Source organism: Micromonospora sp. ATA51, from assembly GCF_016802855.1.
Taxonomy (GTDB): domain Bacteria; phylum Actinomycetota; class Actinomycetes; order Mycobacteriales; family Micromonosporaceae; genus Micromonospora; species Micromonospora sicca.
Genome location: NZ_JAEVHJ010000130.1, coordinates 1 through 17046, shown reverse-complemented (window position 1 = coordinate 17046; position 17046 = coordinate 1). Strand labels below are relative to the sequence as shown.

At 74.4% G+C, this 17046-nt stretch carries 16 protein-coding genes and 2 pseudogenes; 5 read left to right on the top strand and 13 right to left on the bottom strand.

Features of this window, described 5'->3' with window-relative positions; translation table 11 throughout:
- Window positions 1-35: 35 nt before the first annotated feature.
- From JNW87_RS20325 to JNW87_RS20315, 3 genes are all read right to left on the bottom strand, one after another.
- A complete protein-coding gene (locus JNW87_RS20325; protein WP_109800859.1) occupies window positions 36-1331 on the bottom strand; it encodes a sodium:proton antiporter in 1296 nt (431 codons plus the stop codon).
- Window positions 1332-1487: 156 nt separating this feature from the next.
- Window positions 1488-2165 (bottom strand): HAD family hydrolase, encoded by a 678-nt coding sequence (locus tag JNW87_RS20320; protein ID WP_109800858.1) that lies wholly within the window; start codon window positions 2163-2165, stop codon window positions 1488-1490.
- Between the two features lie 39 nt (window positions 2166-2204).
- Window positions 2205-4346 carry a SpoIIE family protein phosphatase gene (locus JNW87_RS20315; protein ID WP_238454213.1) on the bottom strand — a complete coding sequence of 714 codons (2142 nt, stop codon included), beginning with the start codon at window positions 4344-4346 and terminating at the stop codon, window positions 2205-2207.
- Window positions 4347-4546: 200 nt separating this feature from the next.
- On the opposite strand from JNW87_RS20315, the gene JNW87_RS20310 reads away from it, so the two are divergent.
- The gene (locus tag JNW87_RS20310) at window positions 4547-5383 is read left to right on the top strand and encodes a hypothetical protein (protein ID WP_109800856.1); all 837 of its coding nucleotides are present in this window, start codon (window positions 4547-4549) and stop codon (window positions 5381-5383) included.
- A gap of 61 nt (window positions 5384-5444) precedes the next feature.
- On the opposite strand, the pseudogene JNW87_RS20305 reads toward JNW87_RS20310, so the two are convergent.
- A pseudogene (locus tag JNW87_RS20305) lies at window positions 5445-5806 on the bottom strand (DUF6401 family natural product biosynthesis protein).
- A gap of 165 nt (window positions 5807-5971) precedes the next feature.
- On the opposite strand from JNW87_RS20305, the gene JNW87_RS20300 reads away from it, so the two are divergent.
- Window positions 5972-6421: a hypothetical protein gene (locus tag JNW87_RS20300; protein ID WP_238454212.1), complete on the top strand. Its 450-nt coding sequence runs from the start codon at window positions 5972-5974 to the stop codon at window positions 6419-6421.
- Here JNW87_RS20300 and JNW87_RS20295 read toward each other — a convergent pair.
- The 5 genes from JNW87_RS20295 to JNW87_RS20275 form a co-directional block, all read right to left on the bottom strand.
- A complete protein-coding gene (locus JNW87_RS20295) occupies window positions 6418-6630 on the bottom strand; it encodes a hypothetical protein (protein ID WP_109800853.1) in 213 nt (70 codons plus the stop codon). The two genes, JNW87_RS20300 and JNW87_RS20295, sit on opposite strands and share 4 nt — an antisense overlap.
- 177 nt (window positions 6631-6807) lie before the next feature.
- Window positions 6808-7071 (bottom strand): hypothetical protein, encoded by a 264-nt coding sequence (locus JNW87_RS20290; RefSeq protein WP_109800852.1) that lies wholly within the window; start codon window positions 7069-7071, stop codon window positions 6808-6810.
- Window positions 7072-7206: 135 nt separating this feature from the next.
- Window positions 7207-7668 (bottom strand): SRPBCC family protein, encoded by a 462-nt coding sequence (locus tag JNW87_RS20285; RefSeq protein WP_238454211.1) that lies wholly within the window; start codon window positions 7666-7668, stop codon window positions 7207-7209.
- A gap of 49 nt (window positions 7669-7717) precedes the next feature.
- On the bottom strand, window positions 7718-8134 hold the full coding sequence (locus tag JNW87_RS20280) for a DUF2795 domain-containing protein (RefSeq protein ID WP_109800850.1): 417 nt from the start codon (window positions 8132-8134) through the stop codon (window positions 7718-7720).
- A 60-nt stretch (window positions 8135-8194) separates the two neighbouring features.
- A complete protein-coding gene (locus JNW87_RS20275) occupies window positions 8195-9172 on the bottom strand; it encodes a YihY/virulence factor BrkB family protein (RefSeq protein WP_238454210.1) in 978 nt (325 codons plus the stop codon).
- A gap of 150 nt (window positions 9173-9322) precedes the next feature.
- On the opposite strand from JNW87_RS20275, the gene JNW87_RS20270 reads away from it, so the two are divergent.
- Window positions 9323-9727: a ChaB family protein gene (locus JNW87_RS20270; RefSeq protein WP_238454209.1), complete on the top strand. Its 405-nt coding sequence runs from the start codon at window positions 9323-9325 to the stop codon at window positions 9725-9727.
- Window positions 9728-9782: 55 nt separating this feature from the next.
- Here the strand turns inward: JNW87_RS20270 and JNW87_RS20265 are convergent.
- Window positions 9783-11215, bottom strand: a pseudogene (locus tag JNW87_RS20265) (aldehyde dehydrogenase family protein).
- A 72-nt stretch (window positions 11216-11287) separates the two neighbouring features.
- On the opposite strand from JNW87_RS20265, the gene JNW87_RS20260 reads away from it, so the two are divergent.
- Window positions 11288-12892 (top strand): NAD(P)/FAD-dependent oxidoreductase, encoded by a 1605-nt coding sequence (locus JNW87_RS20260; protein ID WP_238454208.1) that lies wholly within the window; start codon window positions 11288-11290, stop codon window positions 12890-12892.
- Window positions 12893-12943: 51 nt separating this feature from the next.
- Here JNW87_RS20260 and JNW87_RS20255 read toward each other — a convergent pair whose 3' ends face one another.
- The 3 genes from JNW87_RS20255 to JNW87_RS20245 all read right to left on the bottom strand — a co-directional run bounded on the left by JNW87_RS20255 (window position 12944) and on the right by JNW87_RS20245 (window position 15270).
- Window positions 12944-13711, bottom strand: a complete 768-nt coding sequence (locus JNW87_RS20255; protein WP_109800845.1) for a polyprenol monophosphomannose synthase — start codon at window positions 13709-13711, stop codon at window positions 12944-12946.
- A 114-nt stretch (window positions 13712-13825) separates the two neighbouring features.
- The gene (locus JNW87_RS20250; protein ID WP_238454207.1) at window positions 13826-14827 is read right to left on the bottom strand and encodes an SDR family oxidoreductase; all 1002 of its coding nucleotides are present in this window, start codon (window positions 14825-14827) and stop codon (window positions 13826-13828) included.
- Complete coding sequence (locus tag JNW87_RS20245) at window positions 14824-15270, bottom strand: SRPBCC family protein (RefSeq protein ID WP_238454206.1); 447 nt, start codon at window positions 15268-15270, stop codon at window positions 14824-14826. Before JNW87_RS20245 ends, JNW87_RS20250 begins: the two co-directional genes overlap by 4 nt.
- 186 nt (window positions 15271-15456) lie before the next feature.
- Between JNW87_RS20245 and JNW87_RS20240 the strand changes: the two genes are divergently transcribed.
- A partial coding sequence (locus tag JNW87_RS20240; protein ID WP_375373524.1) for an HAD-IIIA family hydrolase occupies window positions 15457-17046 on the top strand: 1590 nt, incomplete at its 3' end.

Sequence of the window (17046 nt, the reverse complement as noted above, 5' to 3'; positions counted from 1 at the left end):
CCGGCGCGGCCGGCCGGCCCTCGGCCGACCCCCGCTCAGCTTCGGGCGCCGCCCAGCGCCGGCTCCTCCGCGCGTCCCCGCTCCGGGTGCTCCTGCGTCCGCTCGCCGGCCCGGTCTAGCAGCTGCATGACCGGGGTGGCCGCGATCCCGTGCACCACCACCGAGACGATCACCACCAGGCCGACGGTGGCCCAGATCAGCTCCGCCTGCGGGAAGTCCGTCCTGCTGGTGGCGTACGCCAGGTAGTAGAACGAGCCGACGCCGCGGATGCCGAACAGCGCGATCACCCAGTGCTCGGCCGGCCGACCGGGCGCCCCGCGCAGGGACAGCCAGCCGGCCAGCGGCCGGACCACGAAGACCAGCGCCAGCCCGACCAGCGCCGCCGGCCAGGTCAGCGGGGCGAGCAGCCCGCCGATCACCGCGCCGCCGAAGAGCAGCAGCAGCATGACGGTCAGCAACCGCTCGATCTGCTCGGCGAAGTCGTGCAGCACCGAGTGGAACTCGTGGGTCCGCTCCGCCGCCCGGATCGCCCGGGCCGCCACGAAGACCGCCACGAAGCCGTACCCGCCGACCACCTCCACCAGCCCGTACGCCAGGAAGGTGGCGGCCAGCGCGAGGAAGCCCTCGGCGTGCCGGGCCAGCCGCAGCTCGCTCGGCGCCCGGAAGAAGAGCTTGCCGAGCAGCCAGCCGATGAGCAGCCCACCCCCGACGCCGACGGCGAGCTTGTAGAGCACGTCGACGGTGAGCCAGTGCGCCAGCCAGTCCGCCGGGGCGAGGCTGGTGGTGGCGATGGCGATGGCGGCGTACACGAACGGGAAGGCCAGGCCGTCGTTTAGCCCCGCCTCCGAGGTCAGCGCGAAGCGCACCTCGTCCTCGGAGTCCTCCACGTCGGTCGGCTCGCCCACCTGCACGTCCGCGGCGAGCACCGGGTCGGTGGGGGCGAGCGCCGCGCCGAGCAGGAGCGCCGCCGCCGGCGCCAGGCCCACCCACCACCAGCCCAGCAGCGCCACCGTCGCGATGCACAGCGGCATGGCGATGGCCAGCAGTCGCCAGGTCGACGACCAGCGGGCCCAGCTCAGCGGCCGGTCGATCTTCAACCCGGCACCCATCAGTGCCACGATCACGCCGATCTCGGTGAGATGCGTGGTGAGTTCGGGCCAACGCAGCGGGTCCGGCGTGGGCAGCCCGGTCGGAAGCAGGAAGACCAGCATGCCGAGGCCGAGGAAGGCGATCGGCATGGAGAGCGGGCGCCGCTCCAGCACGCGCGGCAGGATCCCTGCCAGCAGCGCGCCCACACCCACCAGCGCGAGCGCGACGTCCACGGGTTCCACGGCACCACCTTCCCGCCGCCCGCGACGCGGGCAGGTGGTGACCAGTGCCCCGTACTCCCGTCCGCTATGCCTCGATGTCCGCTTGTTCCGGGTGGGGCCGGTCACCCTGCCCGGGATCCGCCCCACCCAGGGGCGCCCGGCGACGGCGCCGGCGGGTCAGCCGAGGGTGGCGATGGCGCTGTCGGCGAGGCCGTCGAGAAGGGCCGCCGGGTCGTCGTAGACCGCCACCGCGCCCGCGCCGGCCAGCTCGCCCCGACTGGTCCCGCCGCAGGTCAGGCCGATGCACGGGATGTCCAGCTTGCCGGCCGCCACGACGTCCCAGACCGAGTCGCCGACGAACACCACCCGCTCCGCCGTGAGCCCCGACTGCTCCAGCGCGGCGACCAGGATGTCCGGCGCCGGCTTGCTCTGCTGCGCGTCGGCGGAGGAGGTGACCGTGTCGACGGCGTCGTCGGCGTCCAGCGCGGCCCGCAGCGCGGCCACCTCGCGCTCAGCCGCCGACGTCGCCAGAACCACCCGCAGCCCGCGGGCGGCGCAGGCCCGGAGCAGGTCGGCGGCCCCGGGCAGCGGGGTGAGCCGCTCCCAGTACTCGCCGAAGAAGCCGTCGTGGGCGGCCCGCAGCCTGCCGTCGTCGTCCCGGTCGCGTTCCGGCCCCAGCAGGTGGTCGAGGAGCTTGTCGGAGCCCATGCCGATCGACCGGTGGATCAGCGCCATGGGGACCTGGTGATCGGCCTGGCGCAGCGCCTCCCACCAGCTCACGGTGTGCAGATAGGTGGTGTCGACGAGGGTGCCGTCCACGTCGAGGAGGACGCCGCGGCGGTTGTCGGTAGGCATGTCTCCCCTTCTACCCGCCCCGGCGCGCGCCGACGCGACTCATCCGGCCGGAATGAGGATCTCGAACCAGACGGTCGAGCCGCGCACCGTCGGGTCGGTGCCCCAGGCGTCGCTCAGCTCCTCGATCAGGCCCAGACCCCGTCCCCGGCTGCTCAGCGTGTCGGTCTGCGTGCGGGTCACCGTGCCCCGGGTGCCCGAGTCGGCGACCGACACCAGCAGCCGTTCGGCGCTCAGGTCGATCTCCACCCGGGCGGCGGTGCCGGCGTGCAGCAACGCGTTGGTGGTCAGCTCGCTGGTGCAGAGCACCGCCGCGCCCACCACCGCCTCCGGCACCCGCCACTCGGTGAGCTGCGCCGTCATCCAGTGCCGTACCCGGCCCGGCGCGGTCGGCTCGGCCGGGACCTCCATGCTGACCGACCGGCTCGGCTTGACCGCGTGCTCCACCGCCAGCACCGCGACGTCGTCCTCGGTGGCCCCGGGGACCGCGGCGGTGGCCACCGCGCACAGCGCCCGGGGGTCGCCGCTGCCGGCCGCGGTCACCGCGCCGGCCAGCTCGTCCAGCCCGGCCGTCAGGTCCTGCCAGCGCCGCTCGACCACCCCGTCGCTGAACAGCAGCAGGGTGTCTCCGGGTCGGAACGGCACGGTGGCCGTCCGGGGCCGGCAGCCGAGACCCAGCGGAGCGCCGGGCGGCACGTCGACGTACTCGGCGAAGGGCTCGCCCGCCGCCGAGCAGCGCCGGATCAACGGCGCGGGATGGCCCGCGCTGGCCAGCGTGATCCGCTCCCGGTCCGGCTCGACCACCCCGAAGACCACGGTGACGAAGAGCTCCTGCGTCCCGCCCTCGGCGCCCAGGCTGGACACCAGCCGGTCCAACCCGGCTAGCACCGCGTCGGGACGGGGATCGCTGAGGGCGAGCGCCCGCAGGGCCGCCCGCACCTGCCCCATCCGCGCGGCCGCCTGCACGTCGTGCCCGGCCACGTCACCGAGGACCACGCCCAGCGCGCCGGTGGGCAGCACGAAGGCGTCGTAGAAGTCACCGCCGGCGGCGTTGCCGTCGACCCCGGGGGCGTACCGGGCGGCGATGCGCAGCCGGGGCAGGTCGGGCAGCTGCTCCGGCAGCATGCTGCGCTGCAGCAGCTGGGCGGTGCCGTGCTGGGTCTCGAACCGGCGGGCCCGCTCTGCCGCCTGACCCACCAGCTCGGCGGAGGCGATCAGCAGCGCCCGCTCCGCCGCGGACCAGGTGTGCGGGGTCTGGTAGCCGACCGCCAGGGCGCCCCGGACCACCGAGGAGCGCAGCGGCAGGGCGGCCAACGCCCGGATCTTCTGGTCGTGCCGGTCCACCGCGGTCTCCCGCAGCGGATGGCCGTCGCTGACGTAGCAGGGCACCCCGCTGCGGGCGGTCGCCGCGACCGGGCCGGGCGACTCGGCCGGGGCGCGCCGCCACAGCGGCGGGAGCCGCTCGTCTGCCTCGTCCAGCAGCTCACCGCGGGTCCGCCGGACCATCCGCCAGGTCCCGCCCTCGTCGACCGCGAAGGCGACCCGGTCGGCGTCGAACGAGTTGATGGCGTACCGGAGGGTGACCCGGGCGACGTCGTCGAGGGTGAGGGTGCCGGAGAGGGCGGCGGCGAAGTCGCTCAGGCTCTGCAACTGCTGGGTGAGCTGGGTGGTCTGCGCGGCGACGGTGAGCACGCCGATGATCTGGCCGCTGCTGTCGCGCACCGGGGAGTGGCCGCGGGTGAACACCGCCGGCTCGCCGCCGCCGACCAGATGCCGGTCGGCCGGCAGCACCGCCTCCCGCTCGAGGAAGGACTCGCCGTGCCGGTACGCCCGTTCGAGCACCTCCCCGGCGCCCGGCTCGGACCAGACGTCCGCGAAGACCTCCGCGGCCGGCCGCCCGAGCGCCTCCGGGTGCCGGGCGCCGATCAGCTCGGCGTACCCGTCGTTGTAGAGCAGCACCAGGTCGTCCCCGTAGAGCAGGGCCATCGGGACGGGCGAGGCGAGGACCAGATCGACCACGGCCCGTACCGCCGGGTCCCACTGCTCGGGCGCGCCGAGGGACGTGCCGGCCCAGGGATGGGCGAGCACGGCGGCCGCCGCGCCGGAGCCGCCGGCGGCCGGCTCCCCGGGCCCTCGCGGGACGGGGGCTGATGGCGTGGGGATCCGCCTGACCGTGCCTGGCATGACCGCAGCCTATCCGGAGCGTGACGCGGACGTTCCGATCACGCGCGGGAGAGGGTCTCCGGTGCGCGCCGGTCCGGCCGTTACGCCAGGTCAGGGCCTCTCTGGTGGGATATGTCGGGAAAATCCCGGCCGGTGGCGCGGCGTGCCACACGAACGACCGGGTATGCGGACGTCGCAGTTCACGCGACAGGAGGGACATCATGCCGAAAACCCTCGCGGCCGGGCAGGCCGACATTGGCGACGCCGTGGCCGACATGTGGAGGTCGGTGCTGCTCTTCATCCCGAGGGCCATCGCGTTCATCGTGATCCTCGTGGTGGGTTGGCTCATCGCCCGGGCCGTCCTCAAGATCGTGGACACCGTGCTGGAACGGGTGGGCTTCGACCGCTGGGTCGAACGGGGCGGCGTCAAACGGGCGCTCGAGCGAACCAAGTACGACGCGAGTGACATCCTGGCCAAACTGGCCTACTACGCCGTCCTGCTGTTCACCCTGCAGTTCGCGTTCGGCGTGTGGGGGCCGAACGCGATCAGCGACCTGATCCGGGGCGTGGTCGCCTGGCTGCCGCGAGCCTTCGTGGCGATCGTCATCGTGGTGATCGCGGCCGCCATCGCCAACGCGGTCCGGGACCTGATCACCGGCGCGCTGGGCGGGCTCTCGTACGGCAAGATCCTGGCCGACCTGGCGGCGATCTTCATCCTGGCGCTCGGCGTGATCGCCGCGCTGAACCAGGTGGGCATCGCCACCACGGTGACCACGCCGGTGCTGATCGCGGTGCTCGCCACGGCGGCCGGCATCCTGATCGTCGGCGTCGGCGGTGGTCTGGTGAGGCCGATGCAGAACCGCTGGGACGGCTGGCTGAACCGGATCGAGCAGGAATCCCGCGCGGTCCGGGAGCAGCGCCAGGCGCAGGGTGCCGGGCGCAGCGACTACGAGCGGCAGATGGCCGACCGGAGCGCCGCAGAGCGTACCCAGGCGATGTCCGGCGCCCGGGGCGGGCAGGGCGACGAGACCCAGCAGTTCCAACGTCCGGGCGGCTGAGCCGACCGGTGGCAGGGGGGAGAGGGTGTCCGCGGGGCGATCGCGGGCGCCTTCCCTCGGTTCAGGCCAGGTGCCGCGGGTCCAGCGCGCGGGCCAGGGCGCACACCGCCAGCAGGCGGGTGTGCAGCCAGTCCGGTGCCGACCAGTCGGTCGGTTCGCCGGACGGCTGCCAGCCGTGCTCGATCGCGGCGGCGCGGACGCCCTCGGCGTACCCGGCGAGCGCGGCGACCGTGAGCGGCCGGCGGTCGCCGTCCAGACTTTCCCGGACGGCGGCGGCGTGCTGGTCGACCAGGGCGAGCAGCCCGGGGCGGGCGGCGGCGCGGCCAGCCCGGCGGTGCCGACGGAGGCGGTCAGCGCGATGAGGGCGGACCGCGCGGAGCCGGCGGCGGAACGGGTCGCGACCCGGTTGTTCGGCACACGCATGGAAACCGAGGCTAATCACGCCGTGACCGGGGCGGCCTCGGCCGACCGGATGAGTGCCGGTCGGCCGGGACGGTGTCCGCCATCCTCCGGGGGGATTGACCCGGCCGGGACCGGGCAGAAGGGAAACCGCGCGAACCGGCGCGGGCGACCTCACGGAGGAACGGAATGGGACAACACGCCGACGGACCCGACGAGCGGCACCGCCGACCGGCCGGCGTGAGCGACGGCACGGTCGAGGCCCTGGGGAAGCTCAGTGAGGCCCTGGAGACCGTCGAACGGGCCCGTGGCCACCTCTACGCGCTGCACCAGCTCATCGGCCATGCCGACCTGATGCTGGACGACGCGGTGGAGCTGTTCCGGGCCGCCGGCCACGCCGACGTCGCCGACCGGATCGGCCGGGACCTGCTCGGCCGGAACGTGATCGCCGGGCGCTGGACCTTCCAGATCGTCGAGGACTTCGACGACGGCTATTACGCCCTGTTCGGGGAGCTGGACCGCCAAGCCCGCGACGAGCTGGTCGACGGCCGACGACACCTGTACGAGGCGGAGATGAAGGAGCGGCGCCGCACCCGGGGGCGACCGGGGCACGAGGCGCGCCCCGGCGCGGAGGGCTAGTCCGAGGAGGGGGCGCCTGCCGGACGGCGCCGGCCGGCGTCGTCCGCGATGATCACCGTGGCCACCATCAGCGCGACGCAGAGGCTGAACAGCCAGGAGTCGTCGGAGACCAGTTTCGCGGCGACGGGTGCCTGGACGGCGGCGAGCAGGAAGCCGAGCCAGGCCAGGCGACGCTGACGTGGGGTGAGGAAGCCGGAGCCCTGTTGCATCCCGAAAGTCTTACGCGGACCCCGGCGTTGCCGTCACCCGTTCGGCCGATTCTGGATGACCTGTCCGGTTTCTCGACCGTCCGGGCCTCACTTTTTGTCGTTTCGGGGGAGTCGCGCCCGGGCGGTGGCGCGCTGGGCTCCGGGCCGCGGCCACCCGCCACCGGAGCCCCGCCCACCTCACATGCTGTCGGGGCCGGTCCGCCCGGTCGTCGAGGGCCGGTACGCCCGGTCCGCGTCCGTCATCTCCCGGCGCTCCGCCTCCGGGCCGGCGCCGCGGTCCACCGCCTCGGGACCGTGCCCGAACGCGGCCTCCTCACCGGCGTCGTTGCCGGTGGCGTCGTCGGCCTGCCCGTCGAGCGTGGAACGGGCGATCGCCCGGTCCAGTTCGCGCAGCGGGGTCCGGTCCTCGTCGCGCCACACGTGGCTGTCGTTGTCGGTCATTCCCCAGCGGTACCCGGGTGCGGTGATCGCAAACGGCCGTGGCCGACAACCCGATCGCGGGCGGCCGGGCGCACACGGCGATGGCCGCCGGAGCACCGGCGGCCATCGGAGTCGTCAGGTTCGGGGGTCAGGGGATCAGGGCGTCGGCCGGTCGACCTTGCCGCGCCAGGCGCCGGTCTCCTGACCGCGCCGCTCGATGAACTGCTTGAACCGCGCCAGATCGCCCTTGGCCCGGCGGTCGACCACCCCCAGCTTGTCGCCGGCCTGCTCGACCACGCCGTGCGGCTCGAAGTCCATCTGCAGGGTGACCCGGGTGTTGCCCTCGTCGAGCCGGTGGAACGTCACCACCCCGGCCTGCTGGGTGCCGCCGGTGGACTTCCAGGCGACCCGCTCGTCCGGCAACTGCTCGGTGATCTCGGCGTCGAACTCCCGCTTCACCCCGGCGATCTCCACCGTCCAGTGGGTCAAGGTGTCGGAGAGCTGCCGCACCTCCTGGACACCCTCCATGAAGTGGAGGAACTCCTCGAACTGGGTCCACTGGTCGTAGGCGGTCCGGATCGGGACCGAGACGTCCACGTGCTCGATAACGCCGCTCATGAATCCTCCTCTGCCCGCCGGTGAGTCTCCGGATCGTGGGCCGATCCGGTCACCAGCGCGTTGTCTCGTTCTTGTGCCCGAGTGCGGCCCACACCTCGGAAATCGTCTGGTAACGGATGCCCTCGGGAAGCCCCTCCAACGCGGCGATGATGTCCGCCGGCGCCGCGTTCTCCTGGGCGTTGGCGATCAGCGTCGCCCGGTCGCCCGGCAGCGCCGTCATGGTGATGAACCGGCCGAGGCGGCTGCGCCCCTCCACGTCGTCCATGCTCATACCCTGCGGGTTGCCGCCGCGGCTCGCGCCGGCCGTCACCGTCTTCGGCTCCGGCTGGTCCTCGCCCGCCGGCTCCGGCTGGCGGGACTCCTCGACGCGCGAGCCACCGGCCCCCGGCCCCTGCACGAGGCCGCTGACCTCCTGACTCATGTTGTCGTCGACCCTCGGCGAGTGCTTGCTGCTGCCACGTTCCATGCCTTCAGACATGCCCGAGCCGGCCCCCGGTAAACCGGGGCCGGGGAGCCGGTCATTCGGTCACGAATCGGCGGGCGCCCGGGGCGGCAGGACCGGCTCGCCCGGGTCCCCGCCGCCCGCCTGCAGCACCCGGCCACGCTGCAGCTCCGCATTGACCTGTACGCCGAGCAGCAGCGCGCAGTTGGACAGGTACAGCCAGACCAGGAAGGCGATGACGGCGCCGAGGCTGCCGTAGGTCACGTCGTACGAGCCGAAGTTGGCGACGTAGAGGCCGAAACCGAACGACGCGACCACCCAGGCGAGCAGGGCGAGCGCCCCGCCCGGGGTGAGCCAGCGGAACCGGGGCTGCTGGACGTTCGGCGCGATCCAGAACATCAGAGAGAGCAGGGTCATCACCACCAGGGCCAGCACCGGCCACTTGGCGACGCTCCACACCGTCCGGGCCAGCCCGCCGGCGTGCAGCCGGTCGCCCACCGCGTCGGTGACCGGCCCGCTGACGATCAGGCCGGTGGCGACGATCGCCAACAGGACCAGCGACACCCCGGCCAGGCCGATCTGCAGCGGGCGCAGCCGGTAGAACGGGCGGCCCTCCTCGACCCCGTAGACGGCGTTGGAGGCCCGGGTGAACGCCCCGATGAAGCCCGACGCCGACCAGAGCGCGCCGAGCAGACCGAAGCTCAGCAGCACCTTCGCCGAGCCCTGCTGCTCGACCACGCCGCGTACCACGTCGACGAAGCCGTCGTTGCCGACCACCGACCCGGCGCCGATCTCCCGGGCCAGGTCGATCACCGTGTCCACGGTGCGCTCGCCGTCGGAGACCAGCCCCACCAGCGCGACCACCACGACGGTGGCGGGGAACAACGCCAGCACGCCGTAGTAGGTGAGCGCCGCCGCCCAGTCGGCGCAGTTGTCCTTGACGAAGTTCCGCCCGCTGCGGACCAGCACCCCGCGCCAGGTGGCCCAGCTCAGCTGGCGCATCCGGCGGGGGATCCGGGCCGGCTGCCGACCGCCGACCGCCGGTTCCGTCGTCGCTGCCATGACCGCTCCCTGTGTTCCGCCGCCCGGGCGCACCCCCGTACGTGGTGGCCCGGGCGGTACCCCGCCGGGAAAATCGACAAACCGGTGCCGTTTGCCGGCGGGCGGTGCGGGAACTCCATTGGGTAACCCATCGAGACGGAGGAGGACGAGATGCCCGGGCGCGAAGTACTGCCCAGCACGCTGCGGCGCTCCCCGGAGAAGGCCCAGCGGACGTGGGAGAAGACGCACGACTCGGCGGTGGAGACCTACGGCGAGGGGCAGCGGGCGCACCGCACCGCGTTCGCCGCGGTGAAGCACGAGTTCGAGAAGGTCGGCGACCACTGGGAGCCGAAGGGCCGCAAGGGCCCCAGCGACCAGCAGGCAGCCGGGGGCGGCCCCGCGCGGCGGGCACCGACGGCCGCCGGCGTGGACGCGAATGCGCCCAAGGAGCACCTGATGGAGGTCGCCAAGAAGCTGGACGTGCCGGGCCGGTCCCGGATGACCAAGCCGGAGCTGGTCAGGGCGATCCAGAAGGCGAACGACAAGCAGACCCGTGAGGCGCGCGCCCGCCGCTGACCGTCCGACCATTGGAGCCCGGGACCAGCGGTCCCGGGCTCCCGTCGTCCCGTCGTCACCAGCGGCCGCCGCCCGGCGCCTCGATGTGCACGGTCTTCACCGTGCTGAACTCGTCGAGCAGCTCCGGGCCGTACCCGAAGCCCTGTCCGCTGCCCCGGCGCGGCTGCGCGGCGCCGCCCGGCGCGCCGCCGAAGACCGCGTTCACCTTGACCGTGCCGACCGGCAGCTCCCGCCAGGCCCGCTGGGCGTGACTCATCGACCCGGTGAGCACCGTCGCCGCCAGGCCGTACGGCGAGTCGGCGGCGCAGCGCAGCCCCTCCGTGAACGAGTCGACCACGATCACCGGGGCGACCGGCCCGAACGTTTCCTCGCGGACCAGCGTCATCTCGTGCCGGCAGTCGGCCACCACCGTCGCCGGGTAGAACGCCCCCGGCCCGTCCGGCACCGTCCCGCCGGTACGCACCCGCGCCCCCTCCGCAGTCGCCGCGGTGACCTGCCCGTGCACGTGGTCCCGATGCCGCCGGTCCACCAGCGGCCCGAGCTGCGTCCCCGGGTCGCGGCCCGGGCCCATGGTCAGCGCCTCCGCGCGTTGCGTCAGCGCGTCGACGAAGTCCTCCGCCACCTCCCGGTGCACGTAGATCCGTTCCACCGCCACGCAGATCTGCCCGGCGTTGGCGAAACAGCCGAGCGCCGCCTGCTCGGCCGCCCAGACCGGGTCGACGTCGCTGTCCACCACGAGCGCGTCGCTGCCGCCGTTCTCCAGCAGCACCTTCGCGCCGGTGCGGGCCCCGGCGGCGGCGATCTGCCGGCCGGTGGCGGTGGAACCGACGTGGGCCACCACGTCCACCGCCTGCCCGGCCAGCGCCGCACCCACCTCACCACCGCCGGTCAGCAGGGAGAGCGCACCGGCCGGCAGCGCCGAATCGAGGGCCTTCGCCAGCAGCCAGCCGGTGGCCGGGGTGCGCTCGCTCGGCTTGTAGAGCACCACGTTGCCGGTGACCAGGGCCGCGCCGAGCAGCCCGCAGGAGACCGCCACCGGGTCGTTCCAGGGGGTGATCGCGGCGACCACGCCGTGCGGCTCGGGAGCCATGAAGTCGATGGACGACTGCCGCCGTGCAGCGTCCGGCCGCCGCGTACCGGCGCCAGCTCCGCGTACTGTCGCAGCGTGCCGATCCCCGCCGCCACCCCGCCGCGCGCGTCGTCCAGCGGCTTGCCCATCTCCGCCGTCGTCGCCTGCGCCAGCTCCTCCGCGGCGGCCTCCACCGCGTCCGCGGCCCGGTGCAGCCCCGCCGCCCGGTCCGCCGGGGCGGTCCCCGCCCACTCCGTCGCCGTCTCCCGGGCGGCCTCGACCGCCTTGGCCACCTCGTCCGCCGTCGCCACCGGCACGGTGGTCACCGGGGAGCCGTCGGCCGGATCGTGGACGACCAGCTCCCCTCCCGCGCCACCCGCGCCCCACACTCCACCGATGAGCTGCGCAACCGTGTACATGCGGCAGTGGATGCCCCGGCCCTGGCAAGGCAAACGCGTTTCGCCCGGTAACCGTCCGGGTAGGCGGGTCGGATGACCACGACCGCCACGCCGAGCGCGGACGCCGTCGTCGTCGGCGCCGGCCACAACGGCCTGGTGGCCGCGAACCTGCTGGCCGACGCGGGTTGGGACGTCCTGGTGCTGGAGGCGACGCAGACCCCCGGCGGGGCCATTCGCTCCGCCGAGGTGACCGCCCCGGGCTACCTCAGCGACCTCTACAGCTCGTTCTATCCGCTCGGGTACGCCTCGCCGGTGCTGCGCGGGCTGGACCTCGGCCGGTACGGGCTGACCTGGACGCACGCCCCCGACGTGCTGGCCCACCTGCTGCCCGACGGGCGGGCCGCGGTGGTCAACCGGGATCTCGACGTCACCGCCGCCTCGCTGGAGGCGTTCGCCCCGGGCGACGGGGACCGCTGGCGGCAGGCGTACGCCGACTGGTGCGAGGTGGCCGAGCCGATGCTCGACACCATCACCACGCCGTTCCCGCCGGTGCGCGGCGGGCTCACCCTGCTGCGCCGGCTCCGGGTCTCGGGTGCGCTGCGGCTGGCCCGCCGCCTGGTCGTGCCGGTCCGCAAGCTCGGCGACGAACTCTTCGACGGCGACGGCGGGCGGGCGCTGCTGGCCGGCTGCGCCCTGCACACCGACCTCGCCCCAGAGGAGGCCGGCTCCGGCGTGTACGGCTGGTTGCTGACCATGCTCGGCCAGCAGGTCGGCTGGCCGGTGCCGGTCGGCGGGTCCCAGAAGATCACCGACGCGCTGGTGGCCCGGCTGGTCGAGCGGGGCGGCCGGATCGACTACGGCGCCCGCGTCGACCGGGTGCTCACCGCCCGCGGCCGGGCCATGGGCGTGCGTACCGCCGGCGGCGCCACCTGGCGGGCCCGGAAGGCGGTGCTGGCCGACGTCCCCGCCCCGGCGCTCTTCCTGGACCTGGTCGGCGCGGCGGCGCTGCCGCCCCGGCTCGTGGAGGACCTGGCCCACTTCAAGTGGGACGGCTCCACCCTCAAGGTGGACTGGGCGCTCTCCGCACCGGTGCCGTGGAAGAACCGGACGGTGGCCACCGCCGGCACCGTGCACCTCGGCGCCGACCTGGACGGCCTGACCACCTACTCGGCCGCGCTCGCCCGGGGCGAGGTGCCCCGCGACCCGTTCCTGCTGGTCGGGCAGATGTCGCTGGCCGACCCGACCCATTCCCCGCCCGGAACGGAGTCGCTCTGGTCGTACACCCACCTGCCGTTCCGGCGACAGTGGCGCGCCGAGGAGATCACCGGACACGCCGAGCGGATGGAGGAGGTGCTGGAGGAGGCCGCGCCCGGCTTCCGGTCGCTGATCGTGGGGCGGCACGTGGCCGGCCCGGCCGACCTGGAGCAGGGCGACCCGAGCCTGGTCGGCGGCGCGATCGGCGGCGGCACCGCGGCCGCGTACCAGCAGCTCTTCCTCCGCCCGATCCCCGGCCTGGGACGGGCGGACACCCCGGTGGACCGGCTCTTCCTGGCCAGTTCGTCGGCCCACCCGGGCGGCGGCGTGCACGGCGCGCCCGGCGCGAACGCGGCCCGGGCCGCGCTGGCCCGCGACCGCGCGCTCACCGGTGAGCTGTACGCCGGGATGATCGGCGCCGCGCACCGGGCGGTCTACCGCTGAGGGGGCGACCCCGTCCCGGCAAGCGGGGCGGGGTCGGCTGGGAACTCCTGCTCAGCCCTGGATGTTGCGGTGCCGGGAGCGCAGCTTGAACGGCATCAGCGCGCTCTCGATCTTGGTGGCGGTGGTCATCTTCGAGGCGCCCTCGCGGCGCTCCTCGAAGCGGATCGGCACCTCCAGGATGGTGTGCCCCAGCTTGGTGGCGAGGTAGTGCATCTCGACCTGGAAGCTGTAGCCGTTGGACTGGACCCGGTCCAGCCCGATGTCGCGCAGGGCGTCGGCACGCCAGATCTTGAAGCCGGCGGTGAGGTCACGGATCCGCACCCGCAGCAGCGTGTGCACGTACAGGTTGGCCCAACCGCTCAGCGCCCGCCGGTAGAGCGGCCAGTTCTCGTCCAGCTGCCCGCCGGGCACGTAGCGGGAGCCGATCACCACGCCGGCCTGGGTGGAGAGCAGCGCACCGAGCATGCCCGGCAGCGCCTCCGGCGGGTGGGAGAGGTCCGCGTCCATCTGCGCCACGTACTCGGCGCCGCCGTCCAGCGCGCGACCGATCCCGTCCACGTACGCCCGGCCGAGCCCCTCCTTGCCCGCGCGGTGCACCACCTGTACGCGGTCCGGGTGCTCGATGGCCAGCTTGTCCGCCACCTCACCGGTCCCGTCCGGGGAGTTGTCGTCCGCGACCAGCACCTTCAGCCCCGGCAGCGGCAGGGCGAGGAGCCGCTCGACCAGCACCGGGAGGTTCCCCGCCTCGTTGTAGGTGGGAACGACGACGGTCAGGCGTGCGTCCCGCCACGGAGCGGGCAACTGCACGGGTTCGATCATCACGGACATCCTCGGTCGGCCGACAGTGTTCACGTGAGAGGATAGCCAGTAGTCTCCGCCCGGTCCGCACAGACGCCCGCCTGGAAGGCGGCGCAGCGTCGTCACGCCGGTCGGTCAGCGTAACCGGCGGGCCAGCCCGGTGGCCGCCATGACCAGCCCGCCCAGCGCGAGGACCGAAGCCGTCCGCTTGTGCGTGCTCACCCAGAGTGTGGCCGAGTGCCGGCGGGACCGGCCGGTGAAGACTCCCTCCGCGCCCCAGTCCTGCTCGTCGTCGCCGGGCCGGTCCAGGTTGTCCCGCCACTCGGCCGGGTCGATGGGGGTGTCGGTCTGCTGGCTGTCGTACCCGCTGCGGGCCAGCTGCCGGTCGAGCAGGCCGGGGAAGAGGATGTTGGCCAGCCGGGCCCGCCAGGTCGGGCCGCCCACGTTCAGCTCGCGCGGGCCGTGGTCCGCGGCCCAGACCACCGCGCGGGCGGCCACCTCCGGCGCGAAGATCGGCGGGACCGGCTGCGGGTGCCGGGGCAACCGGGTGCGTACCCAGGAGAACTGCGGGGTGTTCACCGCCGGCAGCTGCACCATGGACAGCCGTACGCCGGGGCAGTCGTGCAGCAGCTCCGCCCGGAGCGAGTCGTTGAACCCCTGCACCGCGTGCTTGCTGGCGCAGTACGCCGACTGCAGCGGGATGCCGCGGTAGGCCAGGGCGGAACCGACCTGCACGATGGCGCCGCGGCCGTGCGGCCGCATGTGCCGCAGCGCGGCCAGCGTGCCGTGCACGGTGCCGAGGTAGTTCACCTCGGTGACCCGGCGGAACTCGGCCGCCGTGATCTCCCAGGTCGGGGCGAAGACCGACACCATCGCGTCGTTGATCCAGACGTCCAGGCCGTCGAAGTGGTGCACCACGTCGTCCGCGGCCCGCTGCACCGCGCCCGCGTCGGCCACGTCGACCTGATGCGTCCGGACGTCGGCGGCGCCGAGCCGGCGGCAGTCCCGCTCGGCGGCGGCCAGGCCGGCCCCGCCCCGGGCGATCAGCCCCAACCGGGCGCCCCGGGCCGCGTACGTCCGGGCGATCGCCCGGCCCACCCCGGCGCTCGCCCCGGTGATGACCACCCGCTGCGTCATCGGTCGGCCTTCTGCCGGGTGGCGATGTCGGAGAGCCGGTTCAACGTCTCCTTGTTGCGCTGGTGCAGCACCAGGTCGTTCAGCTTGTTGCGCACCCAGCGCAGCGGCCCGGCGGCGAAGTCCTCGCCGATCCGGACCCGGGTGGCGCCGTCGCCCACCGGATCGAGGGTGAACACCACCGTCGCCTCGCCGGCCGGCCAGAGCCCCGCCTTGATGACGAGCTTGCGCGGCGGCTCGCAGACCAGCACGGTGGAGGAGTCCTGCAGGGAGAACGGCCACGGCCCCGACCGGTGGTGCAACCGGCTGCCGACCCGGGGCCAGGTGTCCTCCACGTTTCGCACGTGCGCGGTGCCGACCACCCAGTCGCTGTACGTCCACCCGTCGGCCAGCACGTCGAAGACCTGCTGCGGGGACGCGTCGATCACTTTCTCCACAATCGCCACCGCAATCCCATACCCCCGCCCGGACCGCCGCTAACGCGGCCGCCGGGTTAGCTTCTCGGCGGCGGCGGGTAACGCCGCACCGGACGGCGGAGTGGTGCGACGGACCCCCCGGGCGCCGGGGTGCCGGTGGAGTCGGCTCCGCCGAAGATGATGTTTACTCCTCGGGGGGTCGGGAACCCGCCCGCCGTGCGAGGGGACCACGAGCGGGATCAGTGCAGGTCAGCCCGGGTTGACCCGGGTCCTGGCCGGTTCCCGCCGGGGCTCTTCGACGCGGTGCTGCTGGACCGGGACGGCACGCTCGTCGAGGACGTGCCCTACAACGGCGACCCGGAGAAGGTCCGTCCCGTGCCGGATGCCCGGGAGGCCCTGGACCGGCTGCGGGCCGCCGGCTTGCGGCTGGCCGTGGTGACCAACCAGTCGGGGCTGGCCCGGGGCCTGTTCACCCACGACGAGCTGCGCCGGGTGAACACGCGGGTGGAGGAACTGCTGGGGCCCTTCGACGCCTGGCAGATCTGCCCGCACGGCGAGCGGGACGGCTGCGCCTGCCGCAAGCCCGCGCCGGGTCTGGTGCACGCCGCCGCCCGCGCGCTGGGCACCAGCCCGACCCGGTGCGTCATGGTGGGTGACATCGGCGCCGACATGGACGCCGCCGCGGCGGCCGGCGCCGCGGGGATCATGGTCCCCACCCCGGCCACCCGACCGGCCGAGGTGGCCTCGGCGCCCACGGTCGTCGGCGACCTGCCCGCGGCGGTGGCGCAGATCCTGGACCGGATCGGCCTGGTGGCCCCAACCGCGCCGGCCCGGCGGCGGGGCACGGTGCTGGTGGTACGCAGCGACGCCGCCGGCGACGTGCTGGTCACCGGCCCCGGCATCCGCGCCGTCGCCGCCGGCGCCGACCGGGTGGTCCTGCTCTGCGGCCCCCGCGGCCGGGCCGCCGCCCACCTGCTCCCCGGCGTCGACGACATCATCGAATGGCCGCTGCCCTGGATCGACGGCCACCCCGCCCCCGTCGACCCCGACGACATGCGCCACCTCACCACCCGCCTCACCCAGGTCGCCGCCGACGAAGCCGTCATCTTCACCTCCTTCCACCAGTCCCCACTGCCGCTGGCCCTGCTGCTCCGCATGGCCGGCGTAGCCCGCATCAGCGCCATCAGCGACGACTACCCCGGCACCCTCCTCGACGTCCGCCACCAGGTACCGGTCGGCGTACCCGAACCGGAGCGGGCGCTGTCCCTCGCCGCCGCCGCCGGCTTCGCCCTGGCCCCCGACGACGGGCCGGGGCTGCGGCTGCGCGAGGACCGGCTGCCGGGCGCCCCGGCCGGTGCCGGCGAGCCCGGCTACGTGGTGCTGCACCCCGGGTCCTCGGTCGAGACCCGGGCCTGCCCGCCCGAGCTGGCCGTCCGGATCGTCCGGGTGCTCCACGCCGCCGGGTACCGGGTGGTGGTCACCGGCGGCCCGGACGAGCGGGAGCTGACCGCGCGGGTCGCCGCCGCCGGCGGGGTCGACCTCGGCGGCCGCACCGGACTCGGCGAGCTGGCCGCGATCATCGCGCGAGCCGGCGCGCTCGTCGTCGGCAACACCGGCCCGGCGCACCTGGCCGCGGCGCTGGGGGTGCCGGTGGTCAGCCTCTTCGCCCCGACCGTCCCGTTCGGACAGTGGGGGCCGTACCGGGTGCCGACGGTCCGGCTCGGCGACGCGGCGGCGGCCTGCCGGGACACCCGGGCCACCCGCTGCCCGGTGCCCGGGCACCCCTGCCTCTCCGCCGTCCGGAGC